Genomic DNA, 17,394 nt, shown 5'->3' with positions numbered 1-17,394 from the left:
CAATCCTTGGATCAATTCATAACCAGAGGAGAGCCCGCGCGGCTGTTATCTCATGTTTATCAGAAATCTACTTCTCACAACCGGTCTTCTGTCCGTTTTAAGCCTCGGCGCAAGTGCAGCACAGGCTCAGGACCTGACCATCTATACCTATGACAGTTTTACATCTGACTGGGGGCCGGGGCCGAAGGTTAAAGAGAATTTTGAAAAATCCTGCGGCTGCACCGTCAATTTTGTCGCTGTTGCCGATGGTGTGGCCTTGCTCAACCGCCTGAAGCTGGAAGGCAAATCCACCAAGGCCGATATTGTGCTGGGGCTTGATACCAATCTTATCAATGATGCCAAAGCCTCCGGCCTGTTCGCCCCGCACGGATTGAACGATGTGAAAAGCAATGTGCCTGATAATTTTCAGGACGAGGTTTTCCTGCCTTATGATTACAGTTATTTCGCTGTGATTTATGACAGTGAGAAGATGAAAAATCCGCCGAAATCCATGGCAGAACTGATTGACGGCGATGCTTCGCAGAAAATCATTCTGATGGATCCGCGCACATCCACGCCAGGTCTGGGCATGATGCTCTGGGTGAAAGACCTCTATGGCGACAAGGCTGGGGAACAGTGGCAGAAGCTCAGCAAACGCGTGCTGACAGTCACACCGGGCTGGTCTGAGGGCTATGGTCTGTTTACCAAAGGCGAGGCGCCGATGGTGCTGTCCTATACGACTTCTGCCGCCTATCACATGACCTCGGATAAAACCGAGCGCTATAAAGCAGTGACTTTTGAGGAAGGTAATTATCTCCAGATTGAACTGGCCGGCCAGACGATAAACGGTGCTAAAAACCCGCGTGCTGCAGAGTTTCTGAAATTCATGACCACAGCCGGTTTTCAGGATGTTATTCCGCAGACCAACTGGATGTATCCGGCCTATGACACATCTGCGCCGCTCGATGCGGCTTTTGATGCTCTGCCAAAACCGGATAAGAGCCTGCTGATTGCTTCTGAAACCGTTGCACAAAACCGCAAAGCATGGGTTGATGAGTGGCTGAAAGCCATGAGCCGCTAAGGTACAACTGTTTCTGAGCTCAACATGACTGCTTCCGCCGCATCGTGCGGCGGGGCATTTACGGAGAAATATGCAGGCCTTCCGTTTTAAAACTGTCTCAGGCTTTATCGCGTTGATGCTGCTGCTGGTGCTGACCGGCGGGGCCTTGCTGTCACTTGGCATTCAGGGGCTGCAATCCGATAGCGATGCGCTTGCTGCTTTTGACAGTTACTTGTGGAATATTACGCGTTTTACGTTGCTGCAGGCACTGTTGTCAGTTCTGCTCTCCGTGTTATTTGCACTGCCGGTTGCCCGTGCACTCCATGCCAATACGGCATTTCGCGGCCGCAAATTGCTGCTGCGCTTTTTCGCGGTGCCTTTGACATTGCCGTCACTGGTTGCTGTTTTCGGTATTACCAGTATTTACGGGCGCAATGGTTTTATTGCGCAGGGCAGTACGGCTTTAGGTCTGCCGCTGATACCGGATATTTACGGGCTGACCGGTATTTTGCTGGCGCATGTGTTTTTCAATATGCCGCTTGCAGTACGTTTGCTGCTGGCCAGTCTCGAATCCATTCCGCAAGATTACTGGAAACTCTCGGCGCAATTAGGCATGGGCAGCTTTGCCCGTTTCCGGCTGATCGAGTGGCCGGTGATCGCCCGAAATCTGAGCGGTATTGCAGGGCTGATCTTCATGCTCTGCGCCAGTTCCTTCACCATCGTGCTGACCTTAGGCGGCGGCCCCCGCGCAACCACGCTGGAAGTTGCTATCTATCAGGCCTTGCATTTCGACTTTGATCTGGCGCGTGCTGTTGCCCTCACGCTCACCCAGCTGCTGCTGACTATTGGCGTGTTGTGCCTGCTGCGTCTGACCGGCAAGCCGACAGAAGAGGGGCTGTCGCTGGTCACGACCAGCAGGGATTATATTCACCACGGTCGATGGTCGAAAATCTCATCAGGTATCATTATCCTCATTGCCACCTTATTCATTGCCTTGCCTGTTCTGGGGATGGTTCTGTCCGGTCTGGGGTCTGATCTGTGGCGTTTGCTGAATGAAGCCGTGGTGCAGCAGGCAATTATCACCTCGCTTTTGCTGGCTTTTGGCGCAGCCAGTCTTTGTGTGATTTTATCGCTCACGCTGGTCACCGCACGCGAATTTAGTGCTGCGCAAAATCTTAAATCGCCGCACCGGCTGCGCAGCTTTTTCACCACTGCCCTCGACAGCGGTTCCAGTCTGGTGCTGATTATTCCGCCGATTGTGATCGGTGCAGGCTGGTTCATATTGCTGCGCCAGTTCACCGATGTATTCACGCTCGCGCCCTTCATGGTCATTGCTGTGAATGGTGTCATGGCTATGCCTTTTGCGGTGCGCTTGCTGCGTCCTGCATGGGACAGTGCAGCGGCACAGAATAACCGGCTCTGCACGTCGCTCGGTATCAACGGGCTCAACCGTCTGCGTCTGATCGACTGGCCGGTCATCCGCCGTCCGCTTATCCTGAGCTTTATCTTTGCCATGGCGCTGTCTATGGGCGATCTCGGCACGATTGCTCTTTTCGGCAGCGATGCGGTGCAGACCTTGCCTTATCTTCTACTGCAGCGCATGGGCAGCTATCGTACCAGTGACGCAGCAGGCCTTGCGCTGATCCTTGCCGCAATCTGTTTTGCACTGATGCTTATCACTGATAAAACCGGCAACCGGATCAATTCAGGCAAATCTACTGAGCGGAATGCCTCATGACACGACATAATGCTGCAATCACCCTTGATAATGTTCGTTTCTCCTATGGAGCGACAGACATGCTGTTCAACCTGCATTTAAAGGCCGGTGAAACCGGTGTGATTGTGGGGCCGAGCGGTTCCGGAAAGTCGACACTGCTCAATCTGGTTGCCGGATTTGAAGCACCGTTATCCGGCCGTATTCTGATCGGTGACGAGGAAATCAGCACTGAGGCCCCCGCCGGACGACCGGTTACGATGGTGTTTCAGGAGAATAATCTGTTCGCGCATCTTGATGTGCGCGCCAATGTCAGCCTTGGCCGGTCACCTTCGCTCAAACTGAATGAGGCGGATCATCTTGCGGTGCAGAATGCCATTGACCGTGTGGAGCTGACCGGCAAAGAAAACCGCAAACCGGAAGCGCTTTCCGGTGGTGAGAGGCAGCGTGTTGCGATTGCCCGCGCATTGGTGCGTGACAAGCCTGTTTTGCTACTGGACGAGGCTTTTGCTTCTCTCGGCCCCGCCTTGCGACAGCAAATGCTGGATCTGATCCGTGAATTGCAACAGGAAACCGGTATCACCATTCTGATGGTGACGCATACGCCGGAAGATGCACTGCGTTTCGATTCAACGCTGTTTTTTCTCAAAGACGGGCAAATCAGAGAGCAGGGTGATGCAGCCATGATGCTCTCGCCCTCCGGCCCTCAGCCCGTGCGTGACTATATGGGCACGTCAGAGCATAAAACATCCTGATTACAATATGATAATCAGATTATCATAGCGAATGACGTGATATTGACACAAAGCATGCGCAGTTAAATGCTCGACTTGAGCCGCCGCCTATGCGGCTGTTCAGGCGATCCGGAGCGGGTGCATTACGATCATTTAATGCGACCGGCTCTGGTTAAACAGAGAAGCAGCCTATATCTACTAATGATGCAATAGCTGACAATTTGTGAAATACCGCAAAAATCATTTCACTTCTATTCAGAAGAGCATTGTTTATATTGCGGGCAATTCGCTTGCAGACGAGCAGACAGAATCGCTGAACAGGCCGTGCAACCGGCACCGCCAAATCAGCTTTGAAGTAAACGGGGACACGACACTGGATATGCTTTTAAGGGCAGCACGGTTTTCCGCAGCGGAAAAGCCCTCTATTTCTCCAGTTTTCAAACGATCAGCCGCTATTGGTCTGGTCGCGCTTTTATCTGCCTGCCGTACTGTAGATTTCAGTGATCCCGATGTGATCGGCCCGTCGTCCAATCCGGTTACGGTTGCCAATGTCAGCAAGAATGACAAGCTGGCACAGCTTGGCGCGCAGCAGCATCCGCGTATTCTCGCCACCTATGGCGGGGAATATAAAGATGCCAAGCTTGAGCGCATGGTTGCAAAGATCGTCGGCAATCTCACAACGGTTTCTGACAATCCTGACCAGACATACCGCATTACAATTCTCAACAGCCCGAATATCAATGCTTTTGCGCTGCCCGGCGGTTATCTCTATGTGACCCGCGGTTTGCTGGCGCTTGCTAATGATTCATCCGAAGTGGCTGCTGTAATCGCCCACGAAATGGGGCATGTCACGGCCAATCATGGTATTCTGCGACAGGCAAAAGAAGCGGAATCCGTGCTTGCCAAGCGCGTTGCCTCCGAGGTGTTGCATGATGATGCGGCCGGTCGTGAGGCGGCAATCCGCAGCAAGCTGCGCCTTGCCCAGTTCTCGCGCAATCAGGAATTACAGGCCGATGCAATCGGCATTAAAATGATCGGCGCTGCGGGTTATGATCCGTTTGCCTCGGCACGTTTTCTGCAGTCGATGGAAGCCTATACGGGGTTCCGCTCTGTCTCCGGTGCGACCGATGCCAGCCTCGACTTTCTGGCCAGCCATCCGGCCACACCACAGCGCGTTGATCTGGCCATCGGCCATGCACGCCGCATCGGTGCACCGGGTGTCGGCACCACTGACCGCCCTTCATTCCTGAACGGAATTGACGGCCTGCTCTATGGTGACACGCCGCAGGAAGGTTTTGTGCGTGAGCGCACCTTTATTCACCCGAAACTCGGTGTGACTTTCAGTGTTCCGCAGGGCTTTACGATTGATAATTCAGCCAGTGCCGTTATGGCCAGCGGTCCGGGTGAACTGGCTATCCGTTTTGACGGTGCAGCACTGCCACAGGGCGGTGATCTTGCAGCCTATCTGCGCAGCGGATGGGTGACAGGCCTTGATGAGCAGTCTGTGCAGACAACCACAATCAATGGTTTGCCTGCAGCCACTGCGCGCGCCAGTGCCGATAAATGGCAGTTTGAAATTGTTGTCATCGCTTCCGGCCAGAAAGTTTATCGCTTCCTCATCGCCGCACCGAAAAACAGCAATGCTTTGAGCGCGACGACACAAGCGACCACACAAAGCTTCCGCGTGCTGACACCAGCCGAGCAGGCTGCAGCGAAACCGCTGCGCATCCGCGTGATCAGTGTGAAAGCCGGAGATACGCTCGGCTCGCTGGCCAACCGGATGCAGGGAACTGATCGCAAGCTTGATCTCTTCCGCCTTCTGAATGCTCTGCCGAGCGGCGGTACGGTTTCTGCGGGCGACCGTGTGAAAATCATCAGCGAATAAGCTAAAAGCCCCGTAAGGGGCTTTTAGAGCGCCGTGTGCCAGACTTGGCACTACACAAGGTCGCTCTAACACTTTAAAATTATGCTCTAATTGCGGGTTCAGAGGGCGGTATCGCTGTCAGCTTCAGTGAGCTTCAGCATTTCATCCTGCGCTTCTTTCATCATCGGATAAACACTCAAAGCCTGTTCATAAAGCCGGAGGGCACCTTTGCGGTTTCCGGTTTCGCGCAGCAAAGTTGCATAATTGATGAGAACATCAAAATTGCGCGGCTCTAAAATCATTGCCTGTCTGATGTCATTGAGGGCAGGAGCCAGCTCGTTGCGGCGCAGATGCAGGCGAGCGCGCAATTGCCAGACCGTTGCATTGTCAGGGCGCTGTGCCATCACCTCGTCAATATAATCCTGCGCTTCCGCATCGCGTGATTGATTGAGGGCTGTTTCTGCCCAGCGCAGCATCAGATCCAGACTATCGCTGCCGGTGCGCACAAAGCTCTGGCGCAGGCGGCTGGCAATAGCATGGGACTTCTCCGGCGTGGATGCTTTACGCAAATCCGTGAACAGCTGCTCCTGTTCTTTCCGGCGGGTTTCTGTGAGCGGCCCTGCCATTTCCACATCGGGATTTTTCGGTTTCTCTTTGGGTTTTGCCGTCGTGTTGTTGATTGGTGCCGGTTTCGGAGCTTCAGGTATGGTTACGGCAGGCGGCATGGGCTGCGGCTCTGTTTTGCCGGTAGCACTGATATCTTCTGCCGCAGCAAAGCCCGCAGCGCCCGTGATCATCAGGGCTGATATCAGAGAAACGGTGAGGGAGCTGCGTGTCTTGGTCATAGTGCTATCATAAAGCAGAAACCGGCTGATTAAAGGCATAAAAACAGCGCCGGTAAATTAATACCGGCGCTGTTTAAATTCTCTACAACTTACTGTCTGAAACAACTCTCAGAGCTGTCTCACTCAGCGTATTAACCCTGGCGGGCTTTAAAGCGAGGAGCAGTTTTGTTGATGATGTATACGCGGCCCTTACGACGAACCAGCTGGCAGTCACGATGACGGCCTTTGAGCGCTTTAAGCGAATTCTTGATCTTCATGTTACTCACCAATGTGTTTGGCCCGAATTGGGCATATTCCTGGAACGTGTCTCATTTCATTAGAAACGCTGCGCTCGTTCCAGCTCTTTGTTTCTATACATGCCTTGTTCCCAAAACCGTTTCCCGTATTTGGGAGCATGTTTCAGAGCGAGCCAAAGAGCACGTTTGAATGGTTGAGGTGAAATAGTCAATGAATGGGTCAATTGTCAACCATTGATGCGCACGGAACCCGCAAAACGGTGTTATTTTCCGTTTTTAATGCGTGTGACATGCCCCATTTTGCGTCCCTCACGTGCTTCGGCCTTGCCATAGAGATGCAGTACCGCATCCGATTCTGCCAGAATCGCCGGAACTTTGAGTACATCATCACCGATCAGGTTTTCCATGACACAGTCACTGTGACGTCGCGGATCACCGAGCGGCAGACCTGCCACGGCACGGATATGCTGCTCAAACTGCGAAACAGCACAGGCCGCTTCTGTCCAGTGACCGGAATTATGCACACGCGGTGCAAATTCATTGGCAACGACAGAACCGTCCGGCAGAACGAAAAATTCAAAGCCGAGCACACCAACATAATCCAGCGCATGAAGCAGCTTCTGTGCGGCCTCGGTGCAGGCGGCTGCGGTTTCAGAGCTGATTGATGCCGGTATGGTTGAGGTATCGAGAATGCCGTTCTTGTGAACATTTTCTGCAATGTCATAAAGGCGGACATTGCCTGCCTTGTCACGTGCGGCAATGACAGAAACTTCACGGGTAAATTCCACAAAGCCTTCAAGAATTGCCGGAGCATTTTTAATGGCAGCAATGGCTTCAGCCGCAGCGTCATTATCGAGGCTGTTCAGGCGCACCTGACCTTTGCCGTCATAGCCGAAACGGCGGGTTTTCAGAATGCCGCGCTCGTTCAGCGCGCCAAGCGCTGCGACCAGATCCTGCACATCGTCAACCACACGCCATGGTGCGGTGGCAATGCCGCTCTCATTGAGAAACTGTTTCTCGGCAACGCGATCCTGAGAAATTTCCAAAGCCAGCGGTGGTGGGGAGACAATGTTTTTTGTTGCCAGAAACTGTGCGGCTTCTACCGGCACATTTTCAAACTCATAGGTGATAACATCGCAGGCTTCAGCCAGTTCCAGCAAGGCGGCGCGATCATCATAGGCAGCCACGATCTGACGATTGGCGACCTGTGCGGCAGGGCAGTCCGCCTGCGGTTCCAGAATAATGGTTTTGAAGCTCAGGCGCGCTGCCGCCATGGCCAGCATACGGCCAAGCTGACCGCCGCCGATAATCCCGATTGTTGATCCTGCTTGCAGCATGGCTCAGTCCTCATCTTTCGGGGCGGCAGCCACGGCATCGGTCTGGGCTTTGCGATAGGCATCCAGACGGTCTGCCAGCGGTTTGTCATGCAGTGCCAGAACTGCAGCGGCAAGCAGTGCGGCATTGGTGGCACCGGCATTGCCGATAGCTACTGTGCCGACAGGAATACCCGCAGGCATCTGGACGATTGAAAGCAACGAGTCCTGACCCGACAGCGCTTTGGACTGTACCGGCACACCAAAAACCGGCAGCGGTGTCATGGATGCAACCATACCCGGCAAATGAGCGGCACCGCCTGCACCGGCGATAATCACATGAAAGCCCTGATCGCGTGCCGTTTTGGCAAATTCAACCATGCGATCTGGTGTGCGGTGCGCAGAAATAATACGGGCATCATAAGCAACCCCCAGCGTATCCAGTGCCTGCGCTGCATTGCGCATGGTTGGCCAGTCGGACTGGCTACCCATAATGATGGCGACTTTCGGGGAAGTTGGAGTGTTATCTGCCATGAAATGTCCTGTCAGGTGCTGGATTTAAAAAATAAAAAATCGGTCAGGCTTCGTAAAAGTCTGCCGGTCTTTTATCTGCGGTGAGAATGTGAATTGATCGGGTCAGATTCAGATCTGAATTCATGCCCAAGTTCAGGCAATAATATCCGGAATGATTTTATCTTCCAGCTTGCTCAGCTGATCCTTGATCGCGAGTTTTTTCTTTTTCATGCGCTGAATGCTGAGCTGGTTACAGCCGGTCTGCATCATCGCATTAATGGCAAGATCAAAATCCGTGTGTTCCTGGCGCAACCGTGCAACGGAGAGGCGAATTTCGGCTTGTTCCTGATCGGCCATGGCATATTCCATCTGATCTTGTCTTCACAGCGAGAACAGAACCGCAGACATCTGCATTTATCGCGCACCAATATGGGTTACGATTTTCACAGAAGCACCGCAGGTCAGTATAATCCGCCCTTTTTCAGCTTTGCCGTAGCACAAATTTGGCAAAGTTGAAATGTGCCAAATATGAATTCGACATTAATCAAATCTCATGCAAGACTGTCATTGTTTTGTCATAGTCTGGTTCGAGGCTGGGAACTGTCACAAGCAGGTTCCTGCAGACCGAACGGGTCTTGGAGCCTGATCCGCTGACAAAATGAGAGTGACGCGTAAATATAAAGGAGAAGCAATAATGGCACTTGAATCCCATCTTGCCTCACTGGAAAAGAAGCATGATGCACTGGAAAAGGAAATTTCCGACGCCGCAGCATTGCCAGCTACTGATACGCTGACGATCGCCGATCTTAAACGCAAAAAGCTGTATCTGAAGGAACAGATAGAAAAGCTTAGGACACAAGTCACCCGACATTAATTACGCTAAACTGTAAAGCACAGTTTCAGACAGAACCGCCGGATGGGCAGGCTCTGAAAGATGAGGTGCAGGCCGGATATCAGGCCCGCACCGGATTTATTTCCTTATGCTGATGAGCGTGATTATCAGCGAAAGCAGTGCAAGTCCTGCTGCCGTCAGCAAGGTGACAGTAAAGGCAAATCCGACGGATTTTACTGTTGCATGAACGAGTTCTTCCTGTCCGAGTGCTGTAATAAATATTGTGGTCATGACAGACGCGCCGGTCATCAGTCCCAGATTGCGTGACAGGCCCAGTAATCCGGACAAGATACCGCGCTGGTCTTCGGGTGCTGTAAGCATGATGGCTGTATTATTGGCGGCCAGAAACAGCTGAAAACACGGTGTCAGCATTATCAGAGATAAAATATATCCTGTAGTTCCGAATCTGACAGGCAGTAAAGCCATGCAGATGAGCGCAATGCTCATGACAGCCAGCCCGTAAACCAGCGCGCGTCTTATTCCGAACCGGTCCGTGATACGTCCTGCAGGAATACCGGCCAGCGCCGCAACAACAGGACCAACAGCGACAACCAGTCCTGTTGTCGCTTCCCTCAGCAGCAGGCCGAATGACAAGAAGAATGGCCCGACCACCAGCATCGCCATCATCACTGAGCTGATGAGCAGGTTGGTTATCAGCGAGGCGCTGATAACAGGATTGCGCAAGAGTGACAGAGGCACCAGCGGCGAAGAAGACCGGCTTTCAACACCCACAAAAATTATCAGGGCAACCAGAACCGCCGGAATGGTGACAGCCATATCCCAGCTCAGCCCGTTTTTATTTCCGGTCGTTATCACTGCATAGAGAAACAGCACAATAGCCAGTAGGGTCGCGCCTGACAGATCCAGCGAGCGGTTGATTTTATGATTTGGCGGTGATGCCGGTATCGCTTTGATAGCAGGAACCAGTAAGACAAAACCGGATATTGCCAGCAGGATAAACGCGGAACGCCAGCCAAAGACAGCAATCAGGATGCCTCCGAGTGCAGGGCCAAGCGCGGTTCCGATTGCTGACATGGAACCGAGAAGCCCCATGGCGGCGCCTGTCTGTTCACCGGAAACCATGCCTCTTATGATTGAGACCGGTAATGCCATGAGAATGGCGCCGCCTATGCCCTGTATCGCTCTGGCTGCAATGAGCAGTGTGAGATTTGGTGCTGCAGCGCAAAGCAGCGAACTGAGTGTAAAGATTATCAGGCCGGTCAGCAGGATAAAACGATGGCCGAACAGGTCGGCACAGCGCCCCGCCAGCACAATCACTATTGTGACGGACAACAGGTAAATCAGCACAATCCATTGAACTGCAGATACAGGAGCGTCCAGTGCTCTGCTGAGCGCCGGTAATGCGACAGCGGTGATGCTTACGGCGATGGAGGCCAGCAGCATGGAACCTGAAAGAGCAAGGATTGCTAGGCGAGGAGAAGTATCAGAGAGGGCGAAACGCACAGCTGTTCCTCTTGTGGCTTGTTTGAGTCGCTGTTACATTGCCACTTCAAGTCAACTTGAGATCAAGTATGAAACTTCTGGATATAGGTGTGCTGGCGGAGAAGAGCGGAGTGTCACCTTCCGCACTCCGTTATTATGAGGAGATCGGTCTGATCGAATCCTTCAGCCGCCATGGTTTGCGCCGTCAATATGCACCGGAAGTGCTGCAGCAGCTGGCTTTGATTTCGCTGGGGAAGATAGCGGGTTTTCCACTGTCTGAGATGAAAGGCATGTTCGGCAAAGACGGCTCGGCTGATTTGCCACGACAGGCGCTGCATCAGCGGGCAGACCAGCTGGATTTGCAGGTCCGTCAGCTGACAACACTCAGCAAGGCCTTGCGGCATGTGGCTGAATGTCCTGCAGAAACCCATACGGAATGTCCGAAATTCCGCAGGCTGATGCAGGCAGCACTTCATGCCCGTAAATAGCTATATTGGATAAAAGAGCTAACTACCCGTGTGTCAGTTCTCTGATTTTGCCGGTTCCGGTACAGGGGCGGATTTCTCTTCCTGTGCCGCCTCAGAGCGCGGATCAAGCAGCACACTTTCCTGTGTGGCAGGGCGTTCCGCAGCCATGCTCTGGAACTGCTCTTTTTCGGAAGGTAGCGGCGAGGCGCGTTTACGCGAACGCAGAATAGCATAACCGGCAATGGCAATATGCGAGACCGCTGTCACCAGAAACAGGCCGGAAGGCCATAAATTATTCATCGCTTCCGCAGCAATCAGCGGCCCGAGCATGGTGCCGAAACCATAAAGCAGTAGCAGACCGCCGGAAACCTTGACGAAAGTCTCAGGTGTTGCGTGGTCATTGGCGTGGGCAACCGCAACCGGATAAATCGCATAAGCAAGCGAACCGTAAAGTGCGGTCATGACCAGAATGAGTGTGCCGTTGGTTGGTGCGATGGCGAAAATCAGAAAGCCGATAAGAGCGGCGGAACCGGCAACGCTGGCCATGACATAGCGGCGGTCGATACGGTCAGAAAAGCGTCCGACAGGGATTTGCATTAATGCACCGGCAGCAATGGTGAAGCTGACCATCAGCGCGATTGTGGTTTTATCAATACCGCTGAGCGAGCCGAAAACCGCACCGAGTGTACCCCATGCACCATTGGCAATGCCGATCAGGATCACGCTGACAAAGGCAACCGGTGAATTGGCATAAAGCTTTTTCAGATCAAGCTGCACTTCGGTCAGCGGGCGCGGCGAAGATGCTTTGGAAGCTGCGGTTGGCAGCAGCGCAAGGCAGAAGAAGATCGCGGCAATCATAAACAGCGAACTGCCTTCGACATCGCCGGTAATCACCAGCATCTGGCCGGTCATGACGGCACCGTAGTTGACCATCATATAGAGGCCGAAAATTTTACCGCGTGTTTCATTGGTGGCTTTTTCATTCAGCCAGCTCTCAATCACCATGAAAATACCGGCCATGGCAAAACCGGTAATGGCGCGCAGAACCACCCAGATTGAAGCGTCAACCATCAGGCCGGTCAGCAAAACCACAATTGCCGCAGTGGATGCGAAGAAGCCGAAAGCACGCACATGTCCGGCACGGCGCACCAGACGCGGTGCAAAAATACAGCCTGCAACGAATCCGCCTGCCCATGTTGTACCGATCAGACCCAGAGCCGTAACCGAGAAGCCTTCCACATTTCCGCGCAGTGGCAATAAAAGACCGTGCAGACCTGAACCGATCAGCAGAAAAGCGGTGCCGCAAAGCAGTGCGAAAATCTGGACATAGGAACGGAACACGCAGAATCCTTTATTCTATTGCAGGCTGTTTTACAGTTTTCTGATCTTGAAACCTGTTCGCCTGAAACTGCAAGGTGAAATTGCCGCTTCGGACAGATTGAGTGTAACTATGCTGACCTATCACTTGGAAGAGTGCAAGGCTTTGTATTGATGAGATATTGTGTCAGGTAAAATAAAAAGAACCCCCGCCTGTTTGAGAGCAGAGGTTCTGAAACTGTGGTGTATCCGGAAATAGCAAAGGCTTACAGGCGAAACAGTGCCTCTGCGGCCGCGCGGCTGCGGTTTCTGTCATTGCGATCGGTTTCCAACCGGCGGATCTCCGCTTTAAGCAAGGCAATACGATTGTCGATTTCAGCCGCTGAAAGCAGGGTCACATCCTCACCGATATGGTGATTATAGATTGTTGTCTCCTGCGCATTATCATCAAAGAACATGGCGTTTTCCTCACTTCCTGCTGCAGCTTGTCCACGGCAGCTTTCAATATGGTTCGCAATATTCGTGACCTGTTTGCCTTTAAATGCAGGGCGGGCAGGCCACATAAGTTTTCAGCATCTCATAAACCTGCATCATTAGCGATATGATTTTTATAGATTGCATTTTTTCAGCATAATATGGCTAGTGGTCTTTTTGATTGCGACATTTGCTCTGCGCCTGTCACGAACGGGCGCAAATGTCGTAATCTGACCACTAGATCAGGGAAAGCGCTTTGGGCGGACCAGAGAATTTAAGGAGCGGATATGACAACGGAACTTGCTTCCCAGATGATGGCAATTGCGATTGAACAGGCCGGTGCGCCATCGGTACTGAAACCAGTCAAACGTGCCGTGCCGCATCCGGGTAAAGGCGAAATTCTGATCCGTGTGAAAGCTGCCGGTGTGAACCGTCCTGATGTGCTGCAACGACAGGGGCATTATCCGCCGCCAGCCGGTGCTTCAGATTTGCCGGGGCTGGAAGTGGCCGGTGATGTGGTGGCTATTGGCACAGATGTGCAGCGTTATAAGGTCGGCGATGCGGTGACTGCCCTTTTGGCAGGCGGCGGTTATGCTGAATATGCCGTGGTTTGTGAAGGCAATGCACTGCCGCTGCCATCCGGTTATGGTTATGTGGAAGCGGCGGCTTTGCCGGAAACACTTTTCACCGTCTGGCACAATGTGGTGCAGCGCGGACAGTTGCAGGCCGGTGAGACATTGCTGATTCACGGCGGCAGTTCCGGTATCGGCACAACGGCAATTCAGCTTGGCAAAGCGCTGGGTGCCAAAGTGATTGTGACGGCCGGTTCTGCGGAAAAATGCTCCGCCTGTCTGAAGATCGGGGCGGATGTTGCGATTAATTATCGTGAGCAGGACTTTGTCGAGCAGGTGAAAGCTACCACCAATAACAAGGGTGCAGATGTTATTCTTGATATGGTTGGCGGTGATTATGTTGACCGTAATTATGATGCGGCGGCGGTTGAAGGGCGCATTGTACAGATCGCTTTTCTCGGCGGTGCCAAGGCGAAAGCCAATTTTGCCAAGCTGATGACCAAGCGTCTGACCCATACCGGTTCGACCCTGCGTGCGCGTGATGTGGCTTTCAAAGCGCAGATTGCAGCGGAACTGGAATCAAAGGTCTGGCCGTTGCTCGCCAGCCGCACGATTTCTCCGGTGATGGATATGATTTATCCGCTAAAAGATGCATGGCGTGCCCATGAACGTATGGAAGAGGGTAATCATATCGGTAAAATCGTCCTCGACGTCGGTTGATATTTCGCCTCTGGCGGCCTGCAAATGGTGTTTTCTGTGAGTCCGGTGCTCATGTACTGGAGCGGTTCCGGTTTAAAAGGAATCGGTCGAACCGCTTTGTTTTTTGTTTTGTCGCATTGTCCTACGCAAAACCGCTATGCACTTTTGCTGGAAATGCTCAATGCTACACTCCGCTCCGGTTCTCAAAAAACATCATTTTCGGCACGCCATAACCGAAATCTCCCTGCAAACAGGGGGAGTGAGTTACAAATGCGCTGAATTCCTCTGCAGGGTTTTCTTGCTCATTGTGTAAAATTTGGTTATAGAGGGAACGAATTCCCGGAAATTGTGGTTTACCCCACGTCCCGCGCTACCGGAGCGGGCGAACGAGAGGATTATATCTTATGGCCACTCAGCTTCTTATGCCTAAGGCAACAGCCGTATGGCTTGTCGATAATACTGCTCTGTCTTTTGACCAGATTGCAACTTTCTGCAAACTGCATGTGCTTGAAGTGAAAGCGATTGCGGATGGTGAAGCTGCACAGGGTATCAAGGGTCTTGATCCGGTCATCACCGGCCAGCTTTCCCGTGAAGAAATCGCACGGGCTGAAAAAGACATTAATTACCGTCTGAAACTGTCCGAACCAAAAGTGCGTGTACCGGAAGCCAAACGTAAAGGCCCGCGTTATACGCCTTTGTCCAAGCGTCAGGATCGTCCGAATGCGATTCTCTGGCTGGTGCGTAACCATCCGGAACTGAAAGATGCCCAGATTTCCCGTCTGATCGGCACTACCAAATCGACCATCGAACAGATTCGTGACCGTACTCACTGGAACTCGGCCAATCTTCAGCCGATGGATCCGGTAACACTGGGTCTTTGCTCGCAGATTGATCTGGATATCGAAGTTGACCGCGCAGCCCGCAATCGTCCGATTGAGCCGGAATCCGGTGATACATTGCTGCCGGCATCGGCAACAGAAAATCTGGATTACAGCCGCAATGACGAATCGGAAGAGCTGGATGCGGATAAAGTCTTCGCCAAGCTTTCTTCGATGAAGAGCGCACCGGAAGACGAAGAAGACGATCTGTAAGATCTCTTTATATTTGTAGTTTTAAAAAGCCGCCGGATTATCTCCGGCGGCTTTTTTGTATCTGATAATTGTCAGGCTGCAGGTTTTGTTGCTTCGGAGCAGGTGCCGATGCCACGTTGATGAAGGCAGTCACGGATATCATCCAGTGTCTGCGGATCTTCAATCGTGGCAGGCATTTTCCATGGCTCGTGATCGGCGATTTTCTGCATGGTGGAGCGCAGAATTTTGCCGGAGCGGGTTTTGGGTAATTTATTGACTGTCAGAACTGTGCGCAGCGCGGCAACAGGCCCGATCTGATCGCGTACCCGTTCCACACATTCTGCTTCAATCTCACTATGGGCTTGCGTCACACCGGCCTTGAGTACGATAAAGCCGCAAGGGATTTGTCCTTTGAGCTTATCGGCAATGCCGATTACCGCACATTCTGCGACCTGTGGATGACCGGCAATCACCTCTTCCATCGAGCCAGTGGATAGGCGATGTCCCGCAACATTGATAATGTCATCAGTGCGGCTCATGATGAAAATATAGCCGTCTTCATCCATGTAACCGGCATCAGCGGATTTATAATAGCCTTTGAATTCATCAAGATAGGCTTCATGGAAGCGCTGGTCGGCCTGCCATAAAGTCGGCAAACAACCGGGCGGCATTGGCAGTTTGATAACAATATTGCCGAGCTCACCGGTTTTCGACGGATGGCCTGCATCATCCAGCACCTGCACATCATAACCGGGCATCGGTACACAGGTGGAGCCGTGTTTGACTGGCAATATGCCAAGGCCGCGCGGATTGCCGGCAATCGGCCAGCCGGTTTCCGTTTGCCACCAGTGGTCAATCACAGGGCGGTTGAGCATCTGCTCTGCCCATTCCAGCGTATTGGGATCAGCGCGTTCTCCGGCAAGATACAGTGCTTCAAGGCTGGAGAGATCATATTGATGCAGCAGCTTGCCTTCAGGGTCTTCTCGCTTAATCGCGCGCAGAGCGGTTGGTGCAGTGAACAGCACTTTCACCTTGTGCTCGGCAACGACGCGCCAGAATGTACCGGCATCGGGCGTGCCGACCGGTTTGCCTTCAAACAGCACTGTTGTGGCGCCGATCAGCAGCGGGGCATAGACAATATAGGAATGGCCGACCACCCAGCCGATATCTGATGCTGTCCAGAAAATATCACCGGCATGAATGTCATAAAGCGCGCCCATCGACCAGGCGAGCGCAACCATATAGCCGCCATTGTCGCGCACCACACCCTTGGGCTTACCAGTGGTGCCGGAAGTGTAGAGAATATAAAGCGGGTCAGTGGCGGCAACGGATGTGCAAGGCACATCACGTCCTGCTGCCTGCTCACAAAGCTCTGTAAAGTCGTGATCGCGGCCTGTGATGAGCTCGCAGCGACATTGTTCGCGCTGATGGATCAGGCAATGCTTTACCTGATGTTTGGCGCTGGCAATGGCTTTGTCGAGCAGCGGTTTGTAGCTGACTGTCTTATTGGCTTCCAGCCCGCAGGAACTGGCAATAATCAGGGCAGGGGTGGCATCATCAATACGTGCTGCCAGTTCATCGGCTGAGAAACCGCCAAAGACTACAGAATGAATTGCACCAAGGCGGGCGCAGGCCATCATGGCAAATAATGCCTGCGGCACCATCGGCATATAAATCAGTACCCGATCGCCTTTTTGAATGCCGAAATCCTGCATCACGGCGCTGAGCCGCATCACCTGTTCCAGAGTCTCGCTATAGGTGAAACGAGCCTTCTGGCCGCTGACAGGACTGTCATAGAGAATGGCAGGAACATCACCACGACCGGCCTCGATATGACGGTCGAGCATGTTGTAGCAGGTGTTGCATTCAGCGCCTGCAAACCACCGTCCGTAAGGGCCTTGTTCAGGGTCAAAGATTTTTGTCGCTGGTTTATACCAGTCAATGAGTGCAGATGCCTTGCCCCAGAAAGTTTGGGGGTCATTTTTCCATGCCTGATAAATTTCGGGATAAGCCGAAGTCATGTATTCCTCCCATTGCAATGCAAGCTGTGCTTGCACCTCTCAGGCGCAGAATAACTTTCACCGGATCTTTGTGCGGTTTTGAAAAATATAAACTACGCCATTCTCCTCAGCCGATATTAATCCACACTGTTAAAGTGACGTCCATTCGACTAAAGAGGGGGCAAGATACAAGTCAGGCCGC

At 52.7% G+C, this 17,394-nt stretch carries 17 protein-coding genes; 8 read left to right on the top strand and 9 right to left on the bottom strand.

The annotated features are described in order from the left end of the window. Window positions 1–52 precede the first annotated feature (52 nt). From thiB to LDL70_RS13395, 4 genes are all read left to right on the top strand, one after another. Window positions 53–1,060, top strand: a complete 1,008-nt coding sequence (gene thiB, locus LDL70_RS13410; RefSeq protein ID WP_370637691.1) for a thiamine ABC transporter substrate binding subunit — start codon at window positions 53–55, stop codon at window positions 1,058–1,060. Window positions 1,061–1,130: 70 nt separating this feature from the next. Then, on the top strand, window positions 1,131–2,777 hold the full coding sequence (gene thiP / locus LDL70_RS13405) for a thiamine/thiamine pyrophosphate ABC transporter permease (RefSeq protein ID WP_225685278.1): 1,647 nt from the start codon (window positions 1,131–1,133) through the stop codon (window positions 2,775–2,777). Continuing rightward, a complete protein-coding gene (locus LDL70_RS13400; RefSeq protein WP_225685277.1) occupies window positions 2,774–3,508 on the top strand; it encodes an ATP-binding cassette domain-containing protein in 735 nt (244 codons plus the stop codon). The genes thiP and LDL70_RS13400 overlap by 4 nt, the downstream gene beginning before the upstream one ends. 358 nt (window positions 3,509–3,866) lie before the next feature. Then, window positions 3,867–5,372 carry a M48 family metalloprotease gene (locus LDL70_RS13395; protein ID WP_051138948.1) on the top strand — a complete coding sequence of 502 codons (1,506 nt, stop codon included), beginning with the start codon at window positions 3,867–3,869 and terminating at the stop codon, window positions 5,370–5,372. Between the two features lie 98 nt (window positions 5,373–5,470). Here LDL70_RS13395 and LDL70_RS13390 read toward each other — a convergent pair whose 3' ends face one another. The 5 genes from LDL70_RS13390 to LDL70_RS13370 all read right to left on the bottom strand — a co-directional run bounded on the left by LDL70_RS13390 (window position 5,471) and on the right by LDL70_RS13370 (window position 8,615). Then, the gene (locus LDL70_RS13390; protein WP_225685276.1) at window positions 5,471–6,196 is read right to left on the bottom strand and encodes a hypothetical protein; all 726 of its coding nucleotides are present in this window, start codon (window positions 6,194–6,196) and stop codon (window positions 5,471–5,473) included. Between the two features lie 131 nt (window positions 6,197–6,327). Beyond that, window positions 6,328–6,453, bottom strand: a complete 126-nt coding sequence (gene ykgO, locus LDL70_RS13385; RefSeq protein ID WP_075657282.1) for a type B 50S ribosomal protein L36 — start codon at window positions 6,451–6,453, stop codon at window positions 6,328–6,330. Window positions 6,454–6,695: 242 nt separating this feature from the next. Continuing rightward, window positions 6,696–7,769, bottom strand: a complete 1,074-nt coding sequence (locus LDL70_RS13380; RefSeq protein ID WP_022709092.1) for a 5-(carboxyamino)imidazole ribonucleotide synthase — start codon at window positions 7,767–7,769, stop codon at window positions 6,696–6,698. 3 nt (window positions 7,770–7,772) lie between these two features. Next, window positions 7,773–8,279: a 5-(carboxyamino)imidazole ribonucleotide mutase gene (gene purE, locus LDL70_RS13375; protein ID WP_075657284.1), complete on the bottom strand. Its 507-nt coding sequence runs from the start codon at window positions 8,277–8,279 to the stop codon at window positions 7,773–7,775. 132 nt (window positions 8,280–8,411) lie between these two features. Further along, the gene (locus tag LDL70_RS13370) at window positions 8,412–8,615 is read right to left on the bottom strand and encodes a YdcH family protein (protein ID WP_033315775.1); all 204 of its coding nucleotides are present in this window, start codon (window positions 8,613–8,615) and stop codon (window positions 8,412–8,414) included. A 334-nt stretch (window positions 8,616–8,949) separates the two neighbouring features. Between LDL70_RS13370 and LDL70_RS13365 the strand changes: the two genes are divergently transcribed. Continuing rightward, a complete protein-coding gene (locus LDL70_RS13365) occupies window positions 8,950–9,132 on the top strand; it encodes a YdcH family protein (protein ID WP_028233180.1) in 183 nt (60 codons plus the stop codon). Between the two features lie 96 nt (window positions 9,133–9,228). Here LDL70_RS13365 and LDL70_RS13360 read toward each other — a convergent pair whose 3' ends face one another. After that, window positions 9,229–10,614: an MFS transporter gene (locus LDL70_RS13360; protein ID WP_225685275.1), complete on the bottom strand. Its 1,386-nt coding sequence runs from the start codon at window positions 10,612–10,614 to the stop codon at window positions 9,229–9,231. 68 nt (window positions 10,615–10,682) lie between these two features. Between LDL70_RS13360 and LDL70_RS13355 the strand changes: the two genes are divergently transcribed. Further along, window positions 10,683–11,081: a helix-turn-helix domain-containing protein gene (locus tag LDL70_RS13355; RefSeq protein ID WP_116089059.1), complete on the top strand. Its 399-nt coding sequence runs from the start codon at window positions 10,683–10,685 to the stop codon at window positions 11,079–11,081. 33 nt (window positions 11,082–11,114) lie between these two features. Here LDL70_RS13355 and LDL70_RS13350 read toward each other — a convergent pair whose 3' ends face one another. Next, window positions 11,115–12,401, bottom strand: a complete 1,287-nt coding sequence (locus LDL70_RS13350; protein WP_220160319.1) for an MFS transporter — start codon at window positions 12,399–12,401, stop codon at window positions 11,115–11,117. A 242-nt stretch (window positions 12,402–12,643) separates the two neighbouring features. Then, window positions 12,644–12,835 carry a DUF1192 domain-containing protein gene (locus tag LDL70_RS13345; protein WP_225688564.1) on the bottom strand — a complete coding sequence of 64 codons (192 nt, stop codon included), beginning with the start codon at window positions 12,833–12,835 and terminating at the stop codon, window positions 12,644–12,646. Between the two features lie 303 nt (window positions 12,836–13,138). On the opposite strand from LDL70_RS13345, the gene LDL70_RS13340 reads away from it, so the two are divergent. Both LDL70_RS13340 and LDL70_RS13335 read left to right on the top strand, forming a co-directional pair. Continuing rightward, window positions 13,139–14,143, top strand: a complete 1,005-nt coding sequence (locus LDL70_RS13340) for an NAD(P)H-quinone oxidoreductase (protein ID WP_225685274.1) — start codon at window positions 13,139–13,141, stop codon at window positions 14,141–14,143. A gap of 383 nt (window positions 14,144–14,526) precedes the next feature. Continuing rightward, window positions 14,527–15,213, top strand: a complete 687-nt coding sequence (locus LDL70_RS13335) for a DUF1013 domain-containing protein (RefSeq protein ID WP_151160256.1) — start codon at window positions 14,527–14,529, stop codon at window positions 15,211–15,213. Between the two features lie 71 nt (window positions 15,214–15,284). On the opposite strand, the gene LDL70_RS13330 is transcribed toward LDL70_RS13335, so the two are convergent. Then, a complete protein-coding gene (locus tag LDL70_RS13330; RefSeq protein ID WP_225685273.1) occupies window positions 15,285–17,213 on the bottom strand; it encodes a propionyl-CoA synthetase in 1,929 nt (642 codons plus the stop codon). Window positions 17,214–17,394: the final 181 nt, after the last annotated feature.

This window comes from Pseudochrobactrum sp. XF203 (genome assembly GCF_020341615.1).
GTDB lineage: Bacteria > Pseudomonadota > Alphaproteobacteria > Rhizobiales > Rhizobiaceae > Pseudochrobactrum > Pseudochrobactrum saccharolyticum.
This window is presented reverse-complemented; position numbering and strand designations above follow the sequence as displayed.